The sequence below is a fragment of the Gordonia sp. X0973 genome, from assembly GCF_013348785.1.
In the GTDB taxonomy this organism is placed as follows: Bacteria; Actinomycetota; Actinomycetes; order Mycobacteriales; family Mycobacteriaceae; genus Gordonia.
This window is the reverse complement of sequence record NZ_CP054691.1, coordinates 1,228,065-1,252,027: the sequence shown is the minus strand read 5'-3', so window position 1 is coordinate 1,252,027 and position 23,963 is coordinate 1,228,065. Positions and strand designations below refer to the sequence as shown.

Below are 23,963 nucleotides of genomic sequence, written 5' to 3'. Positions count from 1 at the left end.
CGGGAGGCGGGCCGGGCATCGCCCGAACCCGCCTCCCGCGTCGAACCGTCGGCCGTTGCTATGCCGTCTCGGCGGCAGGCGCGGCGGGCGCCTCCACCGGCTTCAACGGGACCAGCAGCAGCGCGACGGCGGCGGCCGCGAAGACCACGCCGGCACCCAGGAAGATCGAGTGCCCCATCGCGACCGAGAACGGCTCCTTGGCCACCTCCGGCAGGCGCGCACCTGCCGCGGAGGCGTGCCCCATCGCCGAACTCATGTTGAAGTGCGGGAACTCGTGTCGCAGCAGCGCCTGCATCAGCGCGCCGACCCCGGCACTGCCCAGCACCGACCCGACGACACGGGTGGTGTTGTAGACACCGGCACCGGCACCGGCCTGGTGCCACGGCAGGTTGCGCGTCGCGGTGGCGCCCAGCGGAGCCCAGATACCGGCACCGGCGACACCCATCAGGATCGTCGGGATCAGCAGCTGCCAGACCGGGGTGGCCGGGCGGTTGATGATCGCCATGATGACGAGCGCGACACCGTTGAGGAACATCGCCGTGGAGATGATCAGGCGCGGGTGCACCCGGTCGGCCAGGCGGCCGATCACCGGGGCGAGACCGCCGCTGACCAACGCCATCGGCACCAGCATCAGCGCCGAGCGCGTGGGCGACATACCGCCGACGAGCTGCAGGAAGAACATGACCGGGATCATGATTCCGGTGATCGCGAAGCCCTGAGCGAAGATGCCGACGTTGGACACCCAGTAGTTGCGGTCGGAGAACAACGAGAGCGGCACCAACGGCTCGCGGCGATACGTCGCCTCCCAGAGCACGAAGAGGATCAGGTACAGCACGCCGACGGCGATCATGCCCCAGATCCATCCGGCCCAGTCGTTCTTCTCGCCGTCCTGGATACCGAAGACCAGTGCGGCCAGACCGATGCCGGAGAGGATGACGCCGACCCAGTCGAACTTGTGGTCATGCGTCTCGACGTTCGGCACGAAGATCTGCGCGAGGACGAGGCCGATGATGCCGACCGGCAGGTTGATCAGGAAGATCCACTTCCAACCGAAGTTGTCGGTCAGGACACCGCCGAGCAGCGGGCCGACCATCGTCGCGACACCGGCGACGATGCCCCACACACCCATGGCCGCGCCGCGCTTGTGCGGCGGGAAGATGCGCGTGACGATCGCCATCGTCTGCGGGGTGATCAGCGCCGCGCCGATGCCCTGCACCGCGCGGGCCGCGATCAGCATGCCGATCGTCGTGGAGAAGGCACACCACACGCTGGCCGCGGTGAAGACGACGAGGCCGATCTGGAAGATCAGTTTCGGCCCGTACTTGTCGCCCAGGCGCCCGGCGACGAGCAGCGGCACCGCGTAGGTCAGCAGATAGGCGCTGGTGACCCAGACGATCGCGTTCAGGTCGGCGTGCAACGCCTCCTGGATCTTCGGCTGCGCCACGGCGACGATGGTCATGTCGACCAAGATCATGAAGAAGCCGACGCACATGGACAGCATGGCGAGCCAGGGGTTCTTCCCCTCGCCCTCGGTTCCCGGCCCGCGGGCCGCGCCGCGCGGGGGCGCGACGGTGTCAGAGGAGGTCATATCCGAGTCCATCCGTTTCGTTGTTGGTACAGGTGACATCGCCGAGCACGTCGTCGAGCCAGGCGATCTCGTGGTTGTCCATCCGGTCGAGCAGGACGTCGAGCCAGTCGATCTGCGCGCGCAGCGTCGCGATGCGCATCCCGCCGTCGAGGCGGAACACCTCCGGCACGCCGCTGGCGGAGGTCGACTCGACCAGGTCGACGACCTGTGTCAACTCATCGGCCATTTCCGCCCGGCGTTGACGCAGCAACCGCGACGCGTCTTCACGCGGGAGTTCGTGCGCTTGGGCCAACGCCAGGTAGAGCTGCGGAAATTCGACGGGTCGCTCGGCGAGCAGGTGCTCGAGAGTGGCCCGATGCGCGGCCCGGCCCTCGTCGGTGAGCGCGTAGACCGTGCGCTCGGGCCGGTTCCCCTCCCGCACCACGTCGTGTACCCGCAGCAGCCCTTGAGCGTGCAGCCGTTCCACGACGTGGTAGATCGAGGTCGTCCGGAGTTTGACGAGACGGTCGAAATGCCGTTTGACCGCCAATTGGGCCATCTCGTACGGATGCATCGGCCGTTCGACGAGCAAGCTCAGCACCAGCAGGTCGAGCGGCTTCTGCCCGCTCTTGCCGATCCCGGTCATGACTCACCTCCCCGACGATATGTCCGAATTACTCCGCGTCGAATATTCCGAACGGAATAGTAGGATCGGCGCGAACGGGTTGTCAACAGCACGCGGATATGCTCGAAGCGTGTCGGTGGTCACAGCCGCGAATCCGACGTGGCCGGGAATCTCCGCCGACCGTGCGACGTTGAACCGATGTTGCGCGCACGCCGCCGCGCACTCCGACGGCGAGATCGGGACGGCGAGAGCAGGAGGTCACGGTGGTCGAGCACGAGCAGGGCGAGCAGGAACAGGGCGTCTACGTGACCCCCGGACAAGAGTTCGTCCGCGACACCGCATACATCTCCACCCGCATCACCGCCGACGGCCGCGACGGCTACCCGGTGGAGGCCGGGCGCTACCGCCTGGTCGCCGCCCGCGCCTGCCCGTGGGCGAATCGCACCCTCATCGTGCGCCGCCTCCTCGGTCTCGAAGACGCGTTGTCGCTCGGCCTGTGCGGCCCCACCCACGACGCGGACTCGTGGACCTTCGACCTCGACCCGGGCGGCGTCGACCCCGTGCTGGGCATCCCCCGCCTCAAGGACGCCTACGAGAAGCGCTTCCCCGGCTATCCCAAGGGCATCACGGTGCCCGCGATCGTCGACGAGCGCGACGGCGCCGTGGTCACCAACGACTACGCCCAGATAACGCTCGACTTCTCCACGCAGTGGACCGAGTTCCACCGCGACGGCGCGCCCGCCCTCTACCCCGAGCATTTGCGCGAGCAGATCGACGAGATCAACGCGGTCGTGTTCACCGAGGTCAACAACGGCGTCTACCGCTGCGGCTTCGCCGGCAGCCAAGAGGCCTACGACCGCGCGTTCGCGCGGCTGTTCACCCAGCTCGACGTACTCGAGCAGCGGTTGACCCGCCAGCGCTACCTCGTCGGGGACACCATCACCGAGGCCGACGTCCGGCTGTTCACCACCCTGGTCCGATTCGATCCCGTCTACCACGGGCACTTCAAGACCAACCGCAACCTGCTCGCCCAGATGCCCGCGCTGTGGGCCTACGCCCGCGACCTGTTCCAAACCCCGGGCTTCGGCGACACCGTCGACTTCACGCAGATCAAGCAGCACTACTACCTGGTGCACCGCGACATCAACCCGACGGGCATCGTGCCCGACGGACCTGATCTGCGGGGTTGGCTGACCCCGCACCACCGCGCCCAACTGGGCGGCCGACCGTTCGGCGACGGCACCCCGCCGCCGCCTCCACGACCAGACGAAACCGTCCCGACAACGAATGGGGTACCCAGCGATGGCTAAGAAGGTTCCGAACAACTCCCTGCCCGCCGCTCCCGGCGCGGACGGCTTCGCCCATCCCGAGCCGCCGGCACACGCGGTGGGCGCGGCCGACAAGTTGCTCCGCTCGGCGCAGCGCCTCCAGGCGCCGGCGGTGGCGAAGTACGTCAACAAAATCCGCGCGTCGCATCCCGACGAGTCGCCGCAGCAGATCATCGAACGGCTGGAGAAGCAGTACCTCGTGGCCGTCACCGGGACCGGCGGGGCGGTCGGCGCCACCGCGGCGTTCCCCGGCGTCGGCACCATCGCCGCGCTCTCGGCCGTCGCGGGCGAGTCGCTGTTCTTCCTGGAGGCCTCGGCGCTGCTCGCCCTGGCCATCGCCGAGGTCCACGGCATCGAGCCGGCCGACCAGAAGCGGCGCGAATCGCTCGTGCTCTCCGTCGCGCTCGGCGAGGAGGGTATGTCCGCGCTGAGCCGACTCGTCGGCAGCACGCGGTCGACGGCGATCAAGCAGCTCTCGTCCACGGCCATCCCCGGGGCGAACCTGTCCGCCTTCAACCAGAAGATGCTGAACAAGGTGCTCCGCAAGTTCACCGTCAAGCGGGCCCCGATGATCCTGGGCAAACTGCTTCCCGCCGGTATCGGCGCGGGGATCGGGGCGGTCGGCAACCGCGCACTCGGCAAGAAGATCATCGCCAACGCGCGCGCCTCCTTCGGCCCGCCGCCGAACCGCTGGCCCGCGGAACTGGTCATCGACGGCAGCCTCGCCGACGAGCCGGCGCTCCCCGGCGCCCCCGGGCAGGTGTTCATCCCTCGGTGAGAACCCGCGATGGTTGGTTGCCCCGCCTGGTACGCCTGGCGGCGGCCCGGCGCGGCTTCCTGATCGCCACCGTCCTCGCCGTCGCGATCGGGGTGGGTGCCGACCTGGCCTTCCCGCTCCTGTCCCGGGCCGCGCTCGACCACGCGACCGGGGCCGCCAAGGCGGGCTGGGCGCTGTCGACCGTGATCGCGGTGATGATCGCGGTGGCCCTGCTCCGCTATCTGTCCACCCTCGGCCGACGGTGGGCGGCGGGCGCCCTGGCCATCGGGGTGCAGCGCGATCTGCGGGTCGCGATCCTGGCCACCGTGCTGCGCCTGGACGGTCCGGCGCAGCACACCATCCGCACCGGCCAGGTGGTCTCGCGCTCGATCTCCGACCTGCAGGTGGTCCAAGGCCTCATGTCGATGACGCCGATGGCCGTCGGCGGTGCCATCCAAGCGGTCGGCGCCTTCGCGATCATGGCCTTCCTCTCCCCGCTGCTCACCGCGGTGGCGCTGCTCGTCGTCCCCCTGCTCGCCTGGACGGCGTACCGCAGCAGGCGGCGGTTGTTCGCGGCGACGTGGTCGGCGCAGCAGTCGGCCGCCGACGTCGCGACCCACGTCGAGGAGACGGTGACCGGGGTGCGCGTGGTCAAGGGCTTCGGTCAGGAGCACCGGATGACCGATCGGCTCGTCGACCTCGGCCGCACGCTCTATGCGCGACGGGTGCGGGCCGCCCGGGTCGAGGCCCGCTTCGCCCCGCTGATCTCGGCGTTGCCGCAGCTGGCGACGATCGGGGTGATCGGGGTCGGCGCACTCCTCGCCCTGCACGGCGAGATCACCGCGGGCACCTTCCTCGCCTTCGCGGCCTACGTCACCACGCTCATGGCCGTCACCAGGATGCTCTCCAACGTCGTGGTGACCGCCCAACTCGCCCACGCCTCGGCCCAACGCGTCTTCGACGTCATCGACCACCCGCGCGACGAGGATCCCGACGATCCGCACCCACTGCCCGACGGCGAACTCGGCCTGCGGTTGCGCGACGTCGGTTTCGCCTTCCCCGACGCCCCGGCGACCCCCGTGCTCGGCGGCGTGGACCTCGACATCGCGCCCGGCGAATGCGTCGCCGTCATCGGCGGCCCCGGCTCCGGGAAGTCCACGCTCGCCGATCTCGCGGTCCGCTTCCAGCGCCCGCAGTCCGGCTCGGTGTCGCTCGTCGGCGCAGACGGGCCCGTCGACGTCGACGAGCTGTCCGCCGACGACCTGCACGGCGCGGTCGCCGTCGTCCCCGACGACCCCTTCCTCTACTCCGACACCATCGCGGCCAACGTCGCGATGGCGCGGTCCGACGCACTCGACGAGCAGCAGCGCCGCCGTCTTGCCGACGCGCTCGAACGGGCCGACGCCGCCGGGTTCGTCGCCGCGCTGCCCGCCGGCGTCGACAGTGTCGTCGGCGAGCGCGGGCTGACGCTCTCGGGCGGGCAGCGCCAGCGGATAGCGCTGGCCAGGGCGCTCTACGCCCGGCCGCGGGTGTTGATCCTCGACGACGCGACCTCGGCGGTCGACGCCGTCACCGAGGCCCGAATCCTGGAACTGCTGCGGGAATCGCGTGCCACCATGCTGGTCCTGGCCCACCGCATGTCCACCCTGCACATCGCCGATCGCGTCGCGATCCTCGACGGCGGGGTGATCGCCGAGACCGGGACCCTCGACGAACTCGCCGCGACCAGTACCCGCTTCGCCGCGCTGATGTCCGCCACTGCGGCGGCGCCGACGACACCCGACGCGACCAGCCCGTCCACCCCGCCGCGCGACGACCTGTGGCCCGAGATCGGGACCGACGGCAGGACGTGGCGCTCGGGTGCGGCACCCGCTCGGCCCGGTGGCGCGGGCGCGGGTCTGGGCGGGGCCGGGGCGGCGGCGGGATGGCCGTGTCCGGCGCGCTGGGCGCGGCGGCGGCCACCGACGAACTCCTGGCCGACGTCGACGCCTTGCCGCCGGCCGCCGCTGACCCGCACGCCGACGTCGACGAGTTGCGCCGCGAGACCCCCGTCTTCCGCCTGCGCCAGGCCCTCGCGCCGGTGGGCTGGCTGCTGGCCGCGACCGCACTGTGCGTCGCGGCCGACACCGGCATCGGACTGGTCTTCCCGTCGCTGGCGCGAGTGTCCATCGACGCCGCCGGCCACGGCCAGGCGTCGGCGATCTACCGCGCCTCGCTTCTCGGCCTGCTGCTCGTCGTGGCCGGCTGGGCCGTCGCCGTCGGCACGCTGGCCTTCTCCACCCGCGCCGGGGAGCGCGTGCTCTTCGGCCTGCGGGTGCGCAGCTTCGCCCACCTGCAGCGCCTCGGACTCGACTACTACGAGCGGGAGCTGTCCGGGCGGATCATGACGCGCATGACCACCGACATCGACGCCCTGTCGACCTTCGTGCAGACCGGCCTGACCGCGGCCGGGGTCGCCGGTCTGACGCTGATCGGCGTCGCGGCCGCACTCGGCGTCACCCAGCCCGGGCTGGCCGTCGCGCTCACGCCGGTCATCCCGATCCTCGCGATCGCGACCGTCGTCTTCCGTCGTATCAGCTCCCGCGCCTACCTCCGCTCGCGCGAACTGGTGAGCGTCGTCAACGCCGACCTGCAGGAGAACCTCGCCGGCCTCAAGACGACGCAGGGATACCGGCACGGCGAGGCTGCGCTGCACCGATTCGGCCGCTACTCCGACGACTGGTACCGCGCCCGCATGGTGACCCAACGCGCGATCGCGCTGTACTTCCCGTTCATCGTGTTGGTGTCGGATCTCGCCACCGCCACCGTCCTGGTCCTCGGGGCGCACCGGATCGCCGGTGGGACGCTCTCGGCCGGCGCGCTCATCGCCTTCGTCCTCTACCTCGGCATGCTGTTCGGGCCGGTCCAGCAACTCACCCAGGTCTTCGACGGCTACCAGCAGGCCCGGGTGGGCCTGAACCGGATCGGGCAACTCCTCTCGACGCGGTCGTCGCTGGAATCCCACCTCGACGACGAGGCCGCCCCCGCGCGCCGCACCCCGCGCCCGGCGCACATGGTCGCCGACGACGTCGGGTTCACCTACCCCGACTCCCCCGCACCCGCACTGCGCGAGGTCGACCTGGACGTCCCGGCCGGCACCTCCTTGGCCCTGGTCGGCTCGACGGGGGCGGGCAAGTCCACCATCGTCAAACTGCTGGCCCGCTTCTACGACCCCACCTCCGGGGCGATCACCGCCGACGACGAGGACCTGCGCGCCATGCCGCTGCGGGCCTATCGCGGGCGCCTCGCCGTCGTACCGCAGGAGCCCCACCTGTTCGCCGGCACCGTCGCGCAGAACATCGCCTTCGGCCGGCCCGAGGCCACTCGCGCCGAGATCGAGGCCGCCGCTGCCGCGGTCGGCGCGCTCGACGTGATCGCGGGGCTGCCCGGTGCGATGAACCACCCGGTGGGCGAACGCGGACGCGGGCTCTCCTCGGGTCAGCGCCAACTCGTCGCCCTGGCCCGCGCCGAACTCGTCGAGCCGGACCTGGTGCTGCTCGACGAGGCGACCGCGACGCTGGACCAACAGACCGAGGCGCGGGTGCTGGCCGCCTTCGGCGCCACCGCCGCGCGGCGCACGAGTGTCATCGTCGCGCACCGATTGGCGACTGCGGCACAAGCGGATTCGATCGCCGTGATCGAGGACGGTCGCGTGGTCCAGCGGGGCACCCACGAGGATCTGTTGGAAGCTACCGGTCGGTATCGCGAACTCTGGGAGTCGAGTGCGCAGACTAGTGCGGCACGAGCCGATGCGCCCGCGTAGCATCACCAACGAGGATGCGGCCCGCACCACCGTGCCGGCGCGCACTCTCGCGCAGACCTGAAATGAATCATGGGCGACCCCCACCCATTCCGGCCGCCCAGCTGAAGAGGGAATTGAGGCGAAGGACCGCGTGAACACCCCCGCATCCGATTACGGGCAGAACACCTGGTTGGTCGAGGAGATGTACCAGAAGTATCTGGTGGATCCGAACTCGGTCGACCCGAGTTGGCGGGAGGTGCTCGCGGACTACAAGCCGGCGTCGAATGGATCCGCACCCGCCGCCGCGCCGGCCCCGCCCGCGACCGCCGCACCGTCCGGCGCCGCCAACCAACCGCTGACGCTCGACGAGGAGCCGGCCAAGCCCGTCTCCGCACCCGCGCCGGCCACCGAGGCCCCTGCCACGAAGGCCGCCTCCGGCGTCGGCACCACCGGCCGCGACGGCTCGGGCCGCGAATCTGTCCCGGCCCCCGCCCCACCGCGCCGGCCCCGGCACCGGCCAAGCCGGCCCCCGCGCCGGACGAGGCCGCCGAGACCTCGAAGGTGCTGCGCGGCGCCTCGGCCGCCGTCGTGCGCAACATGACCGCCTCGCTGGCCCTGCCGACCGCCACCAGCGTGCGCGCCATCCCGGTCAAGGCGATGATCGACAACCGCATCGTCATCAACAACCACCTCGCCCGCACCCGGGGCGGCAAGGTCTCCTTCACCCACCTGCTGGGGTACGCGCTCGTCCAGGCGATCAAGTCCTTCCCCAACATGAACAACCACTTCGCCGAGATCGACGGCAAGCCGAACTCGGTGTCGCCCGCCCACACCAACCTGGGCCTGGCCATCGACCTGCCCGGCAAGGACGGCAACCGCTCGCTGGTGGTCGCGGCCATCAAGGAATGCGAGTCCAAGTCCTTCGGCGAATTCTGGGCGGCCTACGAGGACGTCATCCGCCGGGCCCGCGAGGGCGCGCTGACGGCCGAGGACTTCGCCGGGGTCACCATCTCGCTGACCAACCCAGGCACGATCGGCACCGTGCACTCGGTGCCGCGCCTCATGCCCGGTCAGGGCGCCATCATCGGTGCGGGCGCCATGGAGTACCCGGCCGAATTCCAGGGTGCCTCCGAGGAGCAGATCGCCGAGCTCGGCGTCGGCAAGCTGATGACGCTGACCTCGACCTACGACCACCGCATCATCCAGGGCGCGGAGTCGGGCGACTTCCTGCGCAAGGTGCACCACCTGCTCCTCGAAGACGACTTCTGGGACTCCATCTTCACCGCGCTGCACATCCCCTACGAGCCGATCCGCTGGCGCCAGGACGTTCCGCCCGGCCTCGTCGACAAGTCGACGCGCGTGCTGGAACTGATCGCCGCCTACCGCAGCCGCGGCCACCTCATGGCCGACATCGATCCGCTGATGATGGACAGCGACGCGCGGCGCGCCCACCCCGACCTGCGCATCGAGACCTACGGCCTGACCCTGTGGGATCTCGACCGCACGTTCCGCGTCGGCGGATTCCACGGCAAGGAGCGGATGAAGCTGCGCGACGTCCTGTCGGTGCTGCGCGACGCCTACTGCCGACACGTCGGCGTGGAGTACACCCACATCCTCGAGCCCGAGCAGCAGCGGTGGCTCCAGGAGCGGGTGGAGATCAAGCACGTGAAGCCGCCGGTGGCGGAGCAGAAGTACATCGTCAGCAAGCTGAACGCCGCCGAGGCCTTCGAGACCTTCCTGGCCACCAAGTACGTCGGCCAGAAGCGCTTCTCCCTCGAGGGCGCCGAGTCGGTGATCCCGATGATGGACGCCGTGATCGACCAGAGCGCCGAGCACGATTTGAACGAGGTCGTCATCGGCATGCCGCACCGCGGCCGCCTCAACGTGCTGGCCAATATCGTCGGCAAGCCGTACTCGAAGATCTTCACCGAGTTCGAGGGCAACCAGGACCCGTCGCAGTCGCACGGCTCCGGCGACGTGAAGTACCACCTCGGCGCCGAGGGCAAGTACTACCAGATGTTCGGCGACAACGAGATCACCGTCTCGCTGACCGCCAACCCGTCGCACCTGGAGGCCGTCGACCCGGTACTCGAGGGCATCGTCCGCGCCAAGCAGGATCTTCTCGGCGACACCGCCGGCGACTTCCCGGTCCTGCCGCTCATGCTCCACGGCGACGCAGCCTTCGCCGGGCAGGGCGTCGTGGCCGAGACCCTGAACCTCGCCATGCTGCCGGGCTACCGCGTCGGCGGCACCGTCCACATCGTGGTCAACAACCAGGTCGGCTTCACCACCGCGCCGGAGTACTCCCGCTCCACCGAGTACTGCACCGACGTGGCGAAGATGATCGGCGCGCCGATCTTCCACGTCAACGGCGACGACCCGGAGGCCTGCGTCTGGGCGGCCAAGCTGGCCGTCGACTACCGCGAGGCATTCGCGAAGGATGTCGTCATCGACCTCGTCTGCTACCGCCGCCGCGGCCACAACGAGGGCGACGACCCGTCGATGACCCAGCCGGCCATGTACGACGTGATCGACACCATGCGCGGTGTCCGCAAGTCCTACACCGAAGCCCTCATCGGCCGTGGCGACATCTCCACGAAGGAGGCCGAGGACGCGCTGCGCGACTACCAGGGCCAGTTGGAGCGGGTCTTCAACGAGGTCAAGGAGCTCGAGCGGTACACCGCCGAGCCCAGCCCGACCATCGAGGCCGAGCAGTCCCTGCCGTCGAAACTGGTCACCGCGGTGTCCCCGGACACCCTGGCCCGGATCGGCGACGCCTTCATGACGCTGCCCGACGGCTTCAGCGCGCACCCGCGCGTGCTGCCGGTGCTCAAGCGCCGTCAGCAGGAGTCCCGGGAGGGCGGCATCGACTGGGCCTTCGCCGAGTTGCTGGCCTTCGGCTCCCTCGTCCTGGAGGGCCGCACCGTGCGCCTGTCCGGCCAGGACTCGCGCCGCGGCACCTTCACCCAGCGGCACTCGGTGCTGATCGATCGGCACAACGGGTCGGAATACACCCCGCTCAACCACATCCCGGGCGAGGATCCCGACCACGCCGGCCGCTTCCTCGTGTACGACTCGCCCCTGTCCGAGTTCGCCGTCGTCGGCTTCGAGTACGGCTATTCGGTGGGCGACCCGACCGCGATGGTGCTGTGGGAGGGCCAGTTCGGCGACTTCGTCAACGGCGCCCAGTCGATCATCGACGAGTTCATCAGCTCCGGCGAGGCCAAGTGGGGCCAGACCTCCGGCGTCGTGATGCTGCTGCCGCACGGCCACGAGGGCCAGGGCCCCGACCACACGTCGGGCCGCATCGAGCGCTTCCTGCAGCTGTGCGCCGAGGGATCGATGACGGTGGCCCTGCCGTCGACGCCGGCCAGCTACTTCCACCTGCTGCGCCGCCACGCCCTCGACGGCATCGAGCGCCCGCTGGTCGTCTTCACGCCGAAGTCGATGCTGCGCAACAAGGCCGCGGTCAGCCCGGTCTCGGACTTCACCGATTCGAAGTTCCTCTCGGTGCTCGACGACCCGGCGTTCGCCGATGGGTCGAAGGACCGCTCGAAGGTGACCCGGGTGCTGCTGGTCAGCGGCAAGCTCTACTACGAGTTGGCCGCCCGCCGCGAGAAGGAGGGCCGCGAGGACATCGCGATCGTCCGGATCGAGCAGCTGTACCCGGTCCCCTACCGCCGCATGCGCATGACCTTGGAGCTGTACCCCAACGCCGAGGACTTCGTGTGGGTCCAGGAGGAGCCGGCGAACCAGGGCCCGTGGCCCTTCCTCGGCCTCTGGCTGCCCGAGTACCTGCCGGACATCTTCACCGGCCGCCTGCGCCGCATCTCGCGCCGCCAGATGTCGGCGCCGTCGTCGGGGTCGAGCAAGGTGCACGCGGTGGAGCAGCAGGAGATCCTCGACAGCGCCTTCGGCCCCAAGGAGATCGCCCCGGCGCCGTCGAGCTAGCGGGGAGCGCCGTCGGCGGTTCGGACGTCGTCGACGGCGCCGGTCACCGGCGCGAGGGCGAGCAGCGATTCCACCGCCAGGTCGAGGACCTCGGCGCGCGTGAGTCGCGATCCGTCCAGCCAGATCAGCGCGATCTCGTCGACGAAGGCGAACCAGCCGCGCACGGCGAGTTCCGCGGTGGGGGTCCAGTCCGCGAAGACGACGGTGCGCTCCTGGATCATCGCGGCGATCCGCGACCGGGTGGTGTCGACGATCCGCCGCATCTGCGGATCGGCCGCCGCCGTGCCGCGCAGGAAGGCCGTGTAGGCATGCCGGTTCTCGGTGACGAAGTCGAGGTAGGCGTTCATCGAGGCCCGGAGCACTTCGACCGGCTCGGCGATGGCGGGGTCGGGTTGCACGACCGACAACAGCTCGTCGGCCTGCGCCTGCGCGAGGGCGACGTGGAACTCCTGTTTCGACGCGAAGTAGTGGAACACCAGCGCGCGCGAGACCCCCGCCGCCTGCGCCACCGATTCGATCGAGACCTTCTCCGCAGAGACGCGTTTGACCAGGTCACGACCCAAGGCGATGAACTGCTCGCGCCGCGCCGCCGGACTCATCCGCGTCCGCTTCTTACCCTCGTCACCACGTGCCACACCGCCACCGTAACACTATTGACCAACCGTCCAATAGGCTATTGACGATGCGTCAATAAATCGGATAGCGTGAGCGGCATGGATGATTTCCGCAACAAGGTCGTCGTTGTCACCGGAGCCGCGTCGGGCATGGGCCGCGAGCTGGCCGTCAAGCTCGGCAAGCGCGGCGCCAAGGTCGCCATCAGCGACGTCGATCCCAACGGTCTGGCCGAGACCGAGCGCCTGGTGAAGGCGACCGGCACCGAGGTCCACAGCCAACTCCTCAACGTCGCCGAGCGCGAGGCCGTCCTAGAGTACGCCCAGACCGTCGCCGATCATTTCGGCAAGGTCAACGCGATCTTCAACAACGCCGGCATCGCCCACCACGGCGAGGTCGAGCACATGGAGTTCAAGGACATCGACCGCGTGATGGACGTCGACTTCTGGGGCGTCGTCAACGGGACCAAGGCCTTCCTCCCCCACATCATCGCCTCGGGCGACGGCCACATCGTCAACACCTCGTCGCTGTTCGGCCTCCTCTCCGAGCCCGGCCAGTCGGCCTACAACTCGGCGAAGTTCGCCGTGCGCGGCTTCACCGAGTCGCTCAACCAGGAGATGATCCTGGCCAAGCACCCGGTCAAGGTCACCTGTGTCCACCCCGGCGGCGTCAAGACCGCGATCGCGAAGAACGCGACCTTCTCCGGCGACGACGAGAACAACTCGAAGCTCGCCGACGCCTTCGACAAGTACCTGCTGCGGATGAGCCCGGAGAAGGCCGCCGACATCATCCTGCGCGCGGTCGAGAAGGGGCGCGCCCGCGTCCTCGTCGGCAACGACGCGAAGCTGCTCGACCTGTGGGTCCGCCTCGTCGCGTCGGGCTACCAGGGAATCGCCGCCCGCCTCACCGGCGCGGCGATCAAGCGTTTCTCCAAGTAGGAGCAGCCGGAAGCTAGGCCAAACCGTGCTGGCTGAGCCAGTCGCCCACCAGCACGGTCTGGTCCTTCCCCGCCTGCCATTGCGCCGTGAGCGCCGCCAGGTCGGGCATCGTCAACTCACCGGCGACCTTGTTGAGCGCCTTCACGTCGTCACGCTCGAACCGCGTGGCGCGGTACACCGGCACCAGTTGCTGTCCCGCCACCGGGTCGCCGACCGCGACGCCGGTCGGCAGTGAGCGGCTGACCAGCGTGTAGTCGGCGTCCCCGAACTCGGTCGCCTCGGCTCCCGAGGCACCGGGCCGACCGGCCGGGAGCACCACCGCCAACAGCAGCGGGACCGTCGTCGGGAAGAGGTCGACCTCGTCACCGCCCATCGCGTCGAGCTGGGCCCGGTCGTTCGCGATGCGGATCGGCTCCTCCACCGCGATGCGCTGGACCCGCAGGGCGCCGCGGTACAGCGCGGCGACCATCTGCATCTGCGGATCCGACGACGCGCCGATGCGCAGCGGCGCCGGCGCGGGTTGCGCCGCACACCCGGTCAGCACTGCGACCACCACCCCGAACAGCATCACCCATCGCGCCATGCCCACACCGTAGCAATCGCCTACTATCAACAGTCGTGACCGCCGATCCTGTTGTTGACTGCGCGATCTACGTCGACGGGGTGCGCGATCCCCAGGCATACGGCTACGCCGACGCCTTGGCGAAGGTGCGCGAGACCGGCGAGGGCTTCGTCTGGTTGGGCGTGCACGCCCCCGACACCCTGCAGATGACCGACATCGCCTCGGTGTTCGGGCTGCACGAACTCGCCGTCGAGGATGCCGTCGTCGCCCACCAGCGCCCCAAGCTCGAGATGTACGGCGAGACGCTGTTCATGGTGCTGCGCACCGTCGCCTACGTCGACCACGACTCGCTCGCCTCCACCGCGGAGGTCGTCTCCACCGGCGAGATCATGGTGTTCCTCGGCGAGGACTACGTCATCACCGTCCGCCACGGCGAACAGACCGAACTGGCGTCGATGCGCCACCGCCTCGAGGAGAATCCGACCGCGCTGGCGATCGGGCCCTCGGTGGTGCTGCACGCGGTCGCCGACCGGGTCGTCGACGCCTACCTGGTGGTGGCCGAGGAACTCGACACCGACGTCGTCGAGATCGAACAGGCCGTGTTCGGCGGCGCGGTCGTCGACATCGACCCGGTCTACCTGCTGCGCCGCGAGGTGATCGAGTTCCGCCGCGCCTGCACGCCGCTGACCATCCCGCTGCAGCGGCTGACCATGCCGAACCCGTGGCTGCCCGACGAGGTGCGCACCTACTTCCGCGACGTCTCCGACCACCTCACCACGGTCAACGACCGCGTCATGGACTACGACAACCTGCTCTCGTCGATGCTCGACTCGGCCGCCGCGAAGGTCGGCATCCAGCAGAACACCGACATGCGCAAGATCACCGCGTGGGCGGCGATGGCGGCGGCGCCGACCATGATCGCCGGGATCTACGGGATGAACTTCAAGCACATGCCCGAGTTGGATTGGCACTACGGCTATTTCGTCATCCTCGGCATCATGGTCGCCATCTGCGCCCTGCTGTGGCGCAACTTCCGCAAGCACGGATGGCTATGACGGTCCACACCCTGTTCTCCTACGGCACGCTGCAACTCCCCGAGGTGCAGCGCGCCACCTTCGGCCGCCTGCTGCCCGGCGTCGCCGACGCGATCGTCGGCTACCGCAGCGAGATGCTGACCATCACCGACCCGATGGTCATCGCGCGCAGCGGCACCGACCGGCACCCGATCCTGGTGCCCGGTTCCGCCGACGACGCCGTGGAGGGAACGGCCTTCCGCGTCGACGACGACGAGTTGGCCGCCGCCGACGAATACGAGGTCGACGACTACGCCCGCGTCGAGGTGCCGCTGCGCTCTGGTGGCCGCGGCTGGGTCTACGTGCTGGCCACCTGATCTCGTCGGGCACCCGCCCGAGGTCTCACAATAGGTCAGTAACTGCTGTATAGTCAGCACATGCTGACTATTGCTTCCCGGGTGGACGTCATGAACCGGATTGGCCGCGCCATGGCCGATCCGACCCGGTCGCGCATCCTGCTCGCCCTGCTGGACGAGCCGGGCTACCCAGCCAGACTCGCCGAGACGCTGGAGCTGACACGCACAAACGTGTCCAACCACCTGGCATGCCTGCGCGGGTGCGGGATAGTCATCGCGGCGCCGGAAGGTCGCATGACTAGGTATGAGATCGCCGACCCCCACCTGGCGCGGGCCTTGTCGGCGCTTGTGGAGGTGACCCTGGCCGTCGATGAGAGCGAGCCCTGTACTGACCCGTCTTGCACGGTGCCCGGCTGCTGCGCGGACTCCGACGTGGCGCGGTGACCTCCGCGGCGCTAACCCCGGCGCGCACGGCTGTGCTGCAGCGACGGATCCGAATCGTCGTCGCACTCACCATCAGCTGGAATGTCGTCGAGGCAGTCGTGGCCCTGATCGCCGGCCGCATCGCGTCCTCCGCTGCCCTGGTCGGATTCGGGCTCGACTCCGTCGTCGAGGTACTTTCCGCCGCGGCGGTTGCCTGGCAATTCGCCGCCCCCGACCCGGACAAGCGCGAGGAAACGGCACTACGGGTGATCGCGGTGTCGTTCTTCGGCCTCGCCGCGTATGTGTCGGTGGACGCCGTGCTGTCGCTGGCCGGGCTGCGCGAGCCGGAGCACTCCCCCGTAGGCATCGTGCTGGCGGCACTCAGCCTCGTGGTGATGCCTTTGGTCAGCTGGTTCGAACGCCGCACGGGCCGTGAACTCGGCTCCACCTCGGCCGTCGTTGACTCCAAACAGACCCTGATCTGCAGCTACCTGTCGGCAGCGCTGTTGATGGGATTGCTGCTCAACAGTCTTCTCGGTTGGGCATGGGCCGACTCGGTCGCCGCGCTCGTCGTCGCGGCGTTCGCCGTTCGTGAGGGTGTCGAGGCATGGAAGGGCGACGCCTGCTGCGCCACCCCCGTCGCCGTCCTCTCCGGGGAAGGGGAGGCAGAGCACTGCTGCGCGGATGACTGCTGCTCGATCGGGCGAACTCGTTAGCCCGCGTCTGGCATCGGGACCACCCGAGCGGCTAGCCACCCAGCGTCGCGGCCACCCGGCGCGGGTCGGCCGGATCGATCCCGGCTTCGGTCCAGGCCTCACGGAGTGCCGGTGCGCCCTTGAGGCGCACCCAGGCGGCCTCGTTGGCCGTCACCGGCACCGCGCGCAGGAAGCGGACCGGATCCGCGGGGGCGGCCAGACTCAGCGGCGCCAACTCGTCCTCGTCGAGCAGGACCGCGGTGAACGGGGAACCGTCCCACAGCGGCGCGCCGAGGTCGACGAGGGCGTCGGCGTCCAGTACCAGCCCCTCGACCACCGGCGTCGCCGCCACCATCGCCACCGCGCGGTGCAGGTTGGGCAGCGCCAGGTCGGGGCCGCTCACGCGCAGCCGGACGACCAGTTCGGCGCGCGGACCGCGCACCGGATCGGGATTGAGGTCCGCGGGGTCGGCCATCGGATGACGCGACGCCCCCGCCGTCACGAAGACCAGCATCGGAGCACCGTCGGAGTCGGTCGCGAAGCGCAGCACGTCGATCGGCTCGGCCCCCAGGAAGGTGACCGAGGCCCGCTGGGGCTGTCCGCCCAGCGCGGCCCCGACGTGACCGGCGATCAGATCGGTCGACCACCGCGCGGCGCTCACCGCGACAGGTTGGTGCCGGACTTGGCGTCGAAGACGATGACGTCGGCGGCGTCGAACACCAGCGATGCACGGCTGCCGCGCCGGATCTGCGACTGCGGCGACAACCGGGCGATGACCTCGCTGCCTGGCACCTGCAGATGCGCGTAGTTGTCCGAACCGAGCGACTCCAGCACGTCGACGTCGGCGATGAACTCGAGCGGGGTCCGCAGGACCTCCCGGGTGAGCGCGGTGTCGTGCAGGTGCTCGGGCCGGATCCCGACGACCACCGTGCCGTCGCTGTGCGCGCGCAGCGCGGCCGAGGCGACGTGTCCGGGGTCGACGAGCGGGATGGACCCCAAGTCGGTCTCGACCGCCTCCGGGGTCAGGCGCCCCGACAGCAGATTCATGGCCGGCGACCCGATGAACCCGGCGACGAACAGGTTCGCCGGACTCCGGTACAGCTCGTCGGGGGTGCCGATCTGCTGGACGAATCCGTCGCGCATCACGACGACCCGGTCGCCCAGCGTCATCGCCTCGGTCTGGTCGTGGGTGACGTAGACGGTCGTCGTCCCCAAGCGCGCCTGCAGCCGGGCGATCTCGACGCGCATCGCGCCGCGCAGCTTGGCGTCGAGGTTGGACAGCGGCTCGTCCATCAGGAAGGCCTTGGGCGAACGCACGATGGCACGGCCCATCGCGACGCGCTGGCGCTGACCGCCGGACAGTTGGGCCGGTTTGCGGTCGAGGTACTCGTCGAGCCCCAGGATCGTCGACACCTGGGCCACCTGCTCGGCGATCGCCGCCTTGTCCGGCTTCGGGCGGGCCAGCGTCAACGGGAACTCGATGTTCTGCCGCACCGTCATGTGCGGGTACAGGGCGTAGTTCTGGAACACCATGGCGATGTCGCGGTCGCGCGGCGCCTTCTCGTTGACGCGCTCGCCGTCGATGCGCAGTTCGCCCGCGCTGATGTCCTCCAGGCCCGCGATCATGTTGAGGGTCGTCGACTTGCCGCAGCCCGACGGCCCGACGAGGATGACGAATTCGCCGTCGGCGATCGTCAGGTCGAGTTCGGCGACGGCCACCGACCCGTCGGGATAGGTCTTGCTGATGCCGTCGGCGACGATTTCGGCCATTGGTTAACCCTTCACCGCGCCGGAGGTGAGGCCGGCGACGATACGACGTTGGAAGATGAGTACGAACACGATGATCGGGATGGTGATCACGACCGCCGCGGCGGCGATCTGGCCGGTCGGCTCGGTGAACTCGGACACCCCGGAGAAGTTGGTGATCGCGACCGGCGCGGTGACGGCCCGCTCGCTCGACGTCAGCGACAACGCCAGCAGCAGTTCGTTCCAGGAGAAGATGAACACGAGGATGGCGGCCGTGACGACCCCGGGCGCGGCCAGCGGCACGACGACCCGTCGGAAGGCCTGGGCGCTGGTGGCGCCGTCGAGCTTGGCCGCCTTCTCCAGATCCCACGGGATCTCGCGGAAGAAGGCCGAGAGCGTGTAGATCGCCAGCGGCAGCGCGAAGGTGATGTACGGCAGGATCAGGCCCGGCCAGGTGTCGAACAGGCCCAGGCGCCGCTCGATGTTGAACAGCGGCGTGACCAACGAGATCTGCGGGAACATCGCGATGAGCAAGGTCGCGCCGACGAGGAGCTTCTTGCCCCGGAAGTCCAGGCGCGCGATCGCGTAGGCGGCCAGGGTGCCGATCACCACCGCGATGACCGTGGTGATGAGTCCGATCCCGACGGAGTTCACCAGCGCGCTGGTGAACCCGCGGTAGGCGAAGGCGTCCCGATAGTTGGCGAGCGTCGGGTCGGCCGGGATCAGCCGCCCGTCGGTCGGGTCGGACTTGAACGAGAGACTCAGGATCCACAACAGCGGGATCAGCGCGTACAGCACCACGACGAGGTTGATCAGCGACCACTTCAGCTTGCTCGCACCCATGCCGTCACCTCCCCGCTTCCGCCGCGCCGGGCGCCGAGGTCCCGAAACCCTTGATGAACAGCGCGGCGATCACCGCGACGCAGAGGAAGACGAGGACGCTGATCGCCGATCCGGTGCCCAGGTTGAAGGCCTTGAACAGGTTGTCGTAGCCGAGGATCGAGACCGACCCGGTCCCGTTGGCCCCTTTGGTGAGCACGTAGATGTTGTCGAAGATGCGGAAGGCGTCCAGCGTGCGGAACAGCAGCGCCACCAGGATCGCCGGCTTCATCAGCGGCAAGGTGATCTGCCACAGCCGCGTCCACGCACCGGCCCCGTCCACCTGCGCGGCCCGCAGCAGATCGTCGGGGACCAACGCCAGCCCGGCCAGCAGGAGCAGTGCCATGAACGGCGTCGTCTTCCACACCTCGGCGAGCACGATGATCGCCAGCGACGGCCATTGCTGCGTCAGCGGCGCCGAGCCGTCGGGCAACAGGTTCGCCAGATATCCGGTACCCGGCGTCCACGCGTAGTACCAGGACATCGCCGCGACGACGGTGACGACGCCGTAGGGCAGCAGCACCATCGTGCGGACCGTGCCCTTGCCGACGATGGTCCGGTGCATGACCATGGCGATGGCCAGGCCCAGGACCAGTTCGATCGCCACGGACACCACCGTGATCGCCAGCGTCACGCCCAGCGAGGTCCACCAGTAGCCGTCGGTCAGCACCGTCGAATAGTTGCCCAGCCCGACGAATTCGCGCTTACCCGGCTGCGTCAGGGAGACCTTGTTCAGCGAGAGCCACACGGCGTATCCGATGGGATAGGCGGTCACCAACGCCATCAGGATCGCGGCGGGGGCGATGAACAGGTAGGCCAACCGCCGGTCGGCCACCGAGGACCCGCTCACGGGACCAACCCCTCTCCGGCCAGCGCCTTGCGCGCCGCGTCGGCCAATTCGTCGGCGAGCTTCGCCGGATCCCATGCGCCCACCGGGTGCAGTTTCGCGGCGAGCATCGTCGAGAGCGTCGAGTAGGCGGGAGTCGCCGGGCGGGGCGCGGCATGCCGGTCGCCGAGTTGCAGCCGCAGCAACCGGGCCATCGGGAAGGCCGCGCGCAGCTCCCGTTCGTCGTACAGTGCCGCGATCGTCGGCGCCTGCGACGCCTTCAACGCGTAGGAGCGCTGGGCATCGATGGAGGTCAGGCAGCGCACCGCGCGCCATGCGAGATCAGCCTTGTGCGACCGCGTCGAAACGGCCAGGTTCATCCCGCCCAGCGTCGACCGGGCCGGGACACCGGCGGTGACGCCGGGATAGGCCGTGTAGGCGAACCGCTTGGCCAGCACCTTGTTCGCCGCGGCCAGCTCGGCGGCGCCGGGCGTCGGCGCGCCGTCGGCGAACAGACCGGAGAACCGGCGCATCTCCGGGAAGAACGGGACCTGCTGGTTGGCGTCGGTGCCGGTCGCGGCGTTCGAGCGCATCGACGAGTAGACGTAGGGCCAGTTCAACTCGAAGGTCGCCTTGCCGCGCTCCATCCCCAGGCGCGCCGGGTCCTCGGTGTTGTTCGACAACGACGGATCGGCCCCCGGCGCGGTGGCGACCGCTTTGAGAATCGAGAGCGCCCGCACCGTCGCGGCGCGGTGCGCCGGGGTGTCCGTGAGCGTGACCCGGGTCGGGTCGGCCGGATCGAGCACCGATCCGCCCGCGCTGGCCAGGACCGAGTTGAACCAGACGACGAGGCCCTCGTACTGCGCGCCCTGCACCATGATGTAGCTGGGCACCGGCTTGCGCTGCGCCGGCGGCAGCTTGGCGTTCTCCGCCAGCACCGCGGTGCGCACCGTCTCGTTGTCGGCGAGGAGCTGATCCCAGGTGCGCGGCGGGTTCGGCCGCTTGACGTAGCGCCGCAGGAGGTCGGTGCGGTACCAGAGCAGTTGGGTGTTGGTCCAGGTCGGGACGCCGTAGAGGCGCGGCGCGGAATCCGCGGCGGTGCGCCACTGCGCGGTCCGCAGGGGGCCTCCCAGCGTCGACTTCTGCAGCGGGGCCGCCACCTCGTCGGGCACGGGTCGCGCCCAGCCCGCGTCGGCGAATTCCGCGGTCCAGGTGACGTCCATGGTGAAGATGTCGACCGAGGAGTCGTCCCCGGCCAGCCTCCGCGCCAATTGCAGGCGCTGTCCGTCGGCGTCCTTGGGCAGGCGCACCACCGAGATGCGGTAGCCATCGGTGCACCCGGCGGCCACCGCTTCGATCGCGGCCGCGTCGTTACCCGGCACGTACGCGGTCACCGTCTGCGGCGACACCTTCCCGGCGCACGCCGCCGCGAGGGGGACGGTCAGGGCGATCACGGTCGCGAGTACGGTGCGGCGCGGACTCACCGTGGCTCCTCCTCGGGGCGGCCTTGCTCAGATGGACAGTCGCGCCAGCATATCCCGACCCCGTTCGGCGGTGGTCGGATCACACAGCACGTCGTAACGCCCGGCGACCAACTGCATGGTCGACGCGAAATCGCGTTGTCCGCGCATCATCGCATACGGAATCGCCGAGGACACAACACCAAAGATGATGCCGCCGAGCACGCCGACGAACAACGCCGAGGTCGCCGGCTGGATGAAGAAGGAGGCCATCAGGCCGATGAACAGGCCCAGCATCGCGCCGCCGGCCAACCCCTGCATCAGGACCCGCCCCCAGGTCAGCCGACCGGTCACGCGTTCGACCTGCATCAGGTCGACGCCGACGATGGTCACGTTCTGGACCGGGAACCCCTCGTCGGAGAGGTGGTCGACGGCCTTCTGCGCCTGGGCATAGGTCGTGTACGAGCCGATCGGCCACCCCGACGGCGGCGTCGGCAGGCCCGGCATCGACCCACGGCCCGGTTGTTGCGGTTGCATTGGGAATCCTTTCGTTGCCCTGTCCTGACTTCGACCACCGGGGAACTAGGCTGAGAGCCATGTCGGTGAGCAAGGTCTTCGTGGCCAGATTAGTCGGGCTGGCCGTCTTGGGACCCGACGGCGAGTCAATCGGCCGGGTCCGCGACGTCGTCATCTCCATCCGGCTGTCCGGGCTCCCCCCGCGGGTACTCGGCCTGGCCGTCGAAATGACCAACCGCAGAAGGATTTTCGTGCCGATCCTGCGGGTCACCGGGATCGACCCGCACAAGGTCACGCTGAACACCGGAACCGTGAGCATGCGCCGACTGCACCTGCGCCCGGGCGAGGCGCTGGCGGTCGGGCAGGTACTCGACTCGCGGGTGCGCGTCACCGATCCCGACCTCGTCGAGTCGGGCGAGGCGGAGATGACCGTCATCGACCTGGGCATCGAGCGCGGTCGGACCCGCGACTGGCTGGTGACGCGCGTGGCCGTGCGCGCCGGGCGGATCCGGCTGGCCCGGCGCGGGGAGATCCACGTCGTCGAGTGGTCCCACGTCAAGGGACTCACCCAGACCGCCCTCAACCTCCCCGGCCAGGGGGTGGCGGCGATCCTGCTGCAGCTGGACGGGATGCGCCCGGCCGACGCGGCGAACGTCCTGCGCGAGCTGCCGCTCAAGCGCCGCGAGGAGATCGCCGCCGCGCTGGACGAGGAGCGCCTCGCCGACATCCTGCAGGAGATGCCGAGCGACGACGCACAGTCGTTGATCTCGGTGATGGCCACCGGCCGCGCCCGCAACGTCCTCGGCGCGATGGAGCCCGACGACGTGGCCGACCTCGTCGGCGAGCTGCCGCCGAGCGAGGCCGAGCGGATGCTGTCGCTGATGGACCCCGAGGAATCCGAACCGGTCCGCCGACTGCTGATCCACTCCCCCGACACCGCGGGCGGCATGATGACGCCCGAACCGCTCATCGTCACCGCCGCGACGACGGTCTCCGAGGCGCTGGCCCGCGCCCGCGACCCGGAGATCACCCCGGCCGCGGCGAGCATCGTCTTCGTCGTGCGCCCGCCGACCCAGACCCCGACCGGCAAGTACCTGGGATGCGTCCACCTGCAGGTCTTGCTGCGCAACCCGCCCGCCACCCTCGTCGGCGACCTGCTCGACACCGACCTGGGACATCTGAGCCCGGAGGACTCGGTGGAATCCGTGACCCGCTACTTCGCCACCTACAACCTCGTCTGCGGGCCGGTCGTCGACGAGGACAGCCACCTGCTCGGCGCCGTCAGCGTCGACGACCTGCTCGACGAGATCCTGCCCGACGACTGGCGGGAGACGGACTCCGAATCCGGCGAACCGCTGCACCTCGCGGCCGGGGACCGCCGATGAGCGGCCGGGACCGGCGGCTGGACCAGCCGAGCGACCGGCGCCGCCCGAGCCTGTTCACCCTCGATTCCGACGTCATCGGCGTCTACAGCGAACGCCTGGCGCGCTTCCTCGGCACCGGCCGCTACCTGGCCATCCAGACGGTGATCGTCGTCGTCTGGATCGTCCTCAACCTGGTCAGCTTCTTCCACCACTGGGACCCGTACCCGTTCATCCTGCTGAACCTGGCCTTCTCCACCCAGGCCGCCTACGCCGCCCCGCTCATCCTGCTGGCGCAGAACCGGCAGGAGAACCGCGACCGGGTGTCGCTCGAGGAGGATCGCGTCCGGGCCGCGGAGACCAAGGCCGACACCGAATTCCTCGCCCGCGAGCTGGCCTCGGTACGCCTCGCCGTCGGCGACACCGTGACCCGCGACTATCTCCGCAAGGAACTCGACGACCTGCTCGACGAACTCGTGGCCCGCCTGCAGACGCCGAAGCCGGCCGAGGAGAATCCCGTCTCCGACGCCGAGCGCGATTAATTCTCCGGTCGGCTAATTCCGCGGT

General features: G+C 69.6%; 20 protein-coding genes and 2 pseudogenes. 12 read left to right on the top strand and 10 right to left on the bottom strand.

Features of this window, described 5'->3' with window-relative positions; all coding sequences use genetic code 11:
• Window positions 1-58 precede the first annotated feature (58 nt).
• Both HUN08_RS06185 and HUN08_RS06180 read right to left on the bottom strand, forming a co-directional pair.
• On the bottom strand, window positions 59-1,501 hold the full coding sequence (locus HUN08_RS06185; RefSeq protein ID WP_301546970.1) for an MFS transporter: 1,443 nt from the start codon (window positions 1,499-1,501) through the stop codon (window positions 59-61).
• A 73-nt stretch (window positions 1,502-1,574) separates the two neighbouring features.
• Window positions 1,575-2,213, bottom strand: a complete 639-nt coding sequence (locus tag HUN08_RS06180) for a PadR family transcriptional regulator (RefSeq protein ID WP_124247950.1) — start codon at window positions 2,211-2,213, stop codon at window positions 1,575-1,577.
• 242 nt (window positions 2,214-2,455) lie between these two features.
• Between HUN08_RS06180 and HUN08_RS06175 the strand changes: the two genes are divergently transcribed.
• The 5 genes and pseudogenes from HUN08_RS06175 to HUN08_RS06160 all read left to right on the top strand — a co-directional run bounded on the left by HUN08_RS06175 (window position 2,456) and on the right by HUN08_RS06160 (window position 12,009).
• Window positions 2,456-3,502, top strand: coding sequence for a glutathione S-transferase family protein (locus HUN08_RS06175; RefSeq protein WP_124247951.1), 1,047 nt, complete (start codon window positions 2,456-2,458; stop codon window positions 3,500-3,502).
• Window positions 3,495-4,298: a hypothetical protein gene (locus HUN08_RS06170; protein WP_174900885.1), complete on the top strand. Its 804-nt coding sequence runs from the start codon at window positions 3,495-3,497 to the stop codon at window positions 4,296-4,298. The genes HUN08_RS06175 and HUN08_RS06170 overlap by 8 nt, the downstream gene beginning before the upstream one ends.
• A pseudogene (locus HUN08_RS18520) lies at window positions 4,295-5,773 on the top strand (ABC transporter ATP-binding protein); the annotation flags it as partial. The gene HUN08_RS06170 and the pseudogene HUN08_RS18520, both read left to right, overlap by 4 nt.
• A 665-nt stretch (window positions 5,774-6,438) precedes the next feature.
• The gene (locus HUN08_RS18515; RefSeq protein ID WP_367649939.1) at window positions 6,439-8,079 is read left to right on the top strand and encodes an ABC transporter ATP-binding protein; all 1,641 of its coding nucleotides are present in this window, start codon (window positions 6,439-6,441) and stop codon (window positions 8,077-8,079) included.
• Window positions 8,080-8,260: 181 nt separating this feature from the next.
• A pseudogene (locus HUN08_RS06160) lies at window positions 8,261-12,009 on the top strand (multifunctional oxoglutarate decarboxylase/oxoglutarate dehydrogenase thiamine pyrophosphate-binding subunit/dihydrolipoyllysine-residue succinyltransferase subunit).
• Here the strand turns inward: HUN08_RS06160 and HUN08_RS06155 are convergent.
• Window positions 12,006-12,644: a TetR/AcrR family transcriptional regulator gene (locus HUN08_RS06155; protein WP_301546923.1), complete on the bottom strand. Its 639-nt coding sequence runs from the start codon at window positions 12,642-12,644 to the stop codon at window positions 12,006-12,008. The pseudogene HUN08_RS06160 and the gene HUN08_RS06155 sit on opposite strands and share 4 nt — an antisense overlap.
• Window positions 12,645-12,722: 78 nt before the next feature.
• On the opposite strand from HUN08_RS06155, the gene HUN08_RS06150 reads away from it, so the two are divergent.
• The gene (locus tag HUN08_RS06150; protein ID WP_124247954.1) at window positions 12,723-13,559 is read left to right on the top strand and encodes an SDR family oxidoreductase; all 837 of its coding nucleotides are present in this window, start codon (window positions 12,723-12,725) and stop codon (window positions 13,557-13,559) included.
• Window positions 13,560-13,572: 13 nt separating this feature from the next.
• Here HUN08_RS06150 and HUN08_RS06145 read toward each other — a convergent pair whose 3' ends face one another.
• A complete protein-coding gene (locus tag HUN08_RS06145; RefSeq protein WP_124247955.1) occupies window positions 13,573-14,142 on the bottom strand; it encodes a hypothetical protein in 570 nt (189 codons plus the stop codon).
• A 35-nt stretch (window positions 14,143-14,177) separates the two neighbouring features.
• Between HUN08_RS06145 and HUN08_RS06140 the strand changes: the two genes are divergently transcribed.
• The 4 genes from HUN08_RS06140 to HUN08_RS06125 are packed head-to-tail and all read left to right on the top strand — an operon-like array spanning window position 14,178 to window position 16,629.
• Window positions 14,178-15,176 (top strand): magnesium and cobalt transport protein CorA, encoded by a 999-nt coding sequence (locus HUN08_RS06140; RefSeq protein WP_367649938.1) that lies wholly within the window; start codon window positions 14,178-14,180, stop codon window positions 15,174-15,176.
• Window positions 15,167-15,511, top strand: a complete 345-nt coding sequence (locus tag HUN08_RS06135; protein WP_124247957.1) for a gamma-glutamylcyclotransferase family protein — start codon at window positions 15,167-15,169, stop codon at window positions 15,509-15,511. Before HUN08_RS06140 ends, HUN08_RS06135 begins: the two co-directional genes overlap by 10 nt.
• Window positions 15,512-15,571: 60 nt before the next feature.
• Window positions 15,572-15,934 (top strand): helix-turn-helix transcriptional regulator, encoded by a 363-nt coding sequence (locus HUN08_RS06130; protein WP_124247958.1) that lies wholly within the window; start codon window positions 15,572-15,574, stop codon window positions 15,932-15,934.
• The gene (locus HUN08_RS06125; protein ID WP_124247959.1) at window positions 15,931-16,629 is read left to right on the top strand and encodes a cation transporter; all 699 of its coding nucleotides are present in this window, start codon (window positions 15,931-15,933) and stop codon (window positions 16,627-16,629) included. The genes HUN08_RS06130 and HUN08_RS06125 overlap by 4 nt, the downstream gene beginning before the upstream one ends.
• Window positions 16,630-16,660: 31 nt before the next feature.
• Here HUN08_RS06125 and HUN08_RS06120 read toward each other — a convergent pair whose 3' ends face one another.
• The 6 genes from HUN08_RS06120 to HUN08_RS06095 are packed head-to-tail and all read right to left on the bottom strand — an operon-like array spanning window position 16,661 to window position 22,056.
• Window positions 16,661-17,269 carry a suppressor of fused domain protein gene (locus tag HUN08_RS06120; RefSeq protein WP_124247960.1) on the bottom strand — a complete coding sequence of 203 codons (609 nt, stop codon included), beginning with the start codon at window positions 17,267-17,269 and terminating at the stop codon, window positions 16,661-16,663.
• On the bottom strand, window positions 17,266-18,378 hold the full coding sequence (locus tag HUN08_RS06115) for an ABC transporter ATP-binding protein (protein ID WP_124247961.1): 1,113 nt from the start codon (window positions 18,376-18,378) through the stop codon (window positions 17,266-17,268). Before HUN08_RS06115 ends, HUN08_RS06120 begins: the two co-directional genes overlap by 4 nt.
• Window positions 18,379-18,381: 3 nt before the next feature.
• Window positions 18,382-19,197: a carbohydrate ABC transporter permease gene (locus tag HUN08_RS06110; protein WP_124247962.1), complete on the bottom strand. Its 816-nt coding sequence runs from the start codon at window positions 19,195-19,197 to the stop codon at window positions 18,382-18,384.
• A 4-nt stretch (window positions 19,198-19,201) separates the two neighbouring features.
• A complete protein-coding gene (locus HUN08_RS06105) occupies window positions 19,202-20,083 on the bottom strand; it encodes a carbohydrate ABC transporter permease (protein WP_174900884.1) in 882 nt (293 codons plus the stop codon).
• Complete coding sequence (locus HUN08_RS06100; protein WP_124247963.1) at window positions 20,080-21,543, bottom strand: extracellular solute-binding protein; 1,464 nt, start codon at window positions 21,541-21,543, stop codon at window positions 20,080-20,082. The genes HUN08_RS06105 and HUN08_RS06100 overlap by 4 nt, the downstream gene beginning before the upstream one ends.
• 27 nt (window positions 21,544-21,570) lie before the next feature.
• On the bottom strand, window positions 21,571-22,056 hold the full coding sequence (locus HUN08_RS06095; protein WP_124247964.1) for a general stress protein: 486 nt from the start codon (window positions 22,054-22,056) through the stop codon (window positions 21,571-21,573).
• A gap of 59 nt (window positions 22,057-22,115) precedes the next feature.
• Here HUN08_RS06095 and HUN08_RS06090 point away from each other — a divergent pair, with 59 nt between their 5' ends.
• Both HUN08_RS06090 and HUN08_RS06085 read left to right on the top strand, forming a co-directional pair.
• Window positions 22,116-23,420, top strand: coding sequence for a CBS domain-containing protein (locus HUN08_RS06090; protein ID WP_124247965.1), 1,305 nt, complete (start codon window positions 22,116-22,118; stop codon window positions 23,418-23,420).
• Window positions 23,417-23,938, top strand: a complete 522-nt coding sequence (locus HUN08_RS06085; protein ID WP_124247966.1) for a DUF1003 domain-containing protein — start codon at window positions 23,417-23,419, stop codon at window positions 23,936-23,938. The genes HUN08_RS06090 and HUN08_RS06085 overlap by 4 nt, the downstream gene beginning before the upstream one ends.
• Window positions 23,939-23,963: the final 25 nt, after the last annotated feature.

Coding starts and splice junctions, on each gene's coding strand:
- HUN08_RS06185 (WP_301546970.1), bottom strand. CDS start 1,501: ATGCTGTCCATGTGCGTCGGCTTCTTCATGATCTTGGTCGACATGACC.
- HUN08_RS06180 (WP_124247950.1), bottom strand. CDS start 2,213: ATGACCGGGATCGGCAAGAGCGGGCAGAAGCCGCTCGACCTGCTGGTG.
- HUN08_RS06170 (WP_174900885.1), top strand. CDS start 3,495: ATGGCTAAGAAGGTTCCGAACAACTCCCTGCCCGCCGCTCCCGGCGCG.
- HUN08_RS06150 (WP_124247954.1), top strand. CDS start 12,723: ATGGATGATTTCCGCAACAAGGTCGTCGTTGTCACCGGAGCCGCGTCG.
- HUN08_RS06145 (WP_124247955.1), bottom strand. CDS start 14,142: ATGGCGCGATGGGTGATGCTGTTCGGGGTGGTGGTCGCAGTGCTGACC.
- HUN08_RS06135 (WP_124247957.1), top strand. CDS start 15,167: ATGGCTATGACGGTCCACACCCTGTTCTCCTACGGCACGCTGCAACTC.
- HUN08_RS06130 (WP_124247958.1), top strand. CDS start 15,572: ATGCTGACTATTGCTTCCCGGGTGGACGTCATGAACCGGATTGGCCGC.
- HUN08_RS06115 (WP_124247961.1), bottom strand. CDS start 18,378: ATGGCCGAAATCGTCGCCGACGGCATCAGCAAGACCTATCCCGACGGG.
- HUN08_RS06110 (WP_124247962.1), bottom strand. CDS start 19,197: ATGGGTGCGAGCAAGCTGAAGTGGTCGCTGATCAACCTCGTCGTGGTG.
- HUN08_RS06095 (WP_124247964.1), bottom strand. CDS start 22,056: ATGCAACCGCAACAACCGGGCCGTGGGTCGATGCCGGGCCTGCCGACG.
- HUN08_RS06090 (WP_124247965.1), top strand. CDS start 22,116: ATGTCGGTGAGCAAGGTCTTCGTGGCCAGATTAGTCGGGCTGGCCGTC.
- HUN08_RS06085 (WP_124247966.1), top strand. CDS start 23,417: ATGAGCGGCCGGGACCGGCGGCTGGACCAGCCGAGCGACCGGCGCCGC.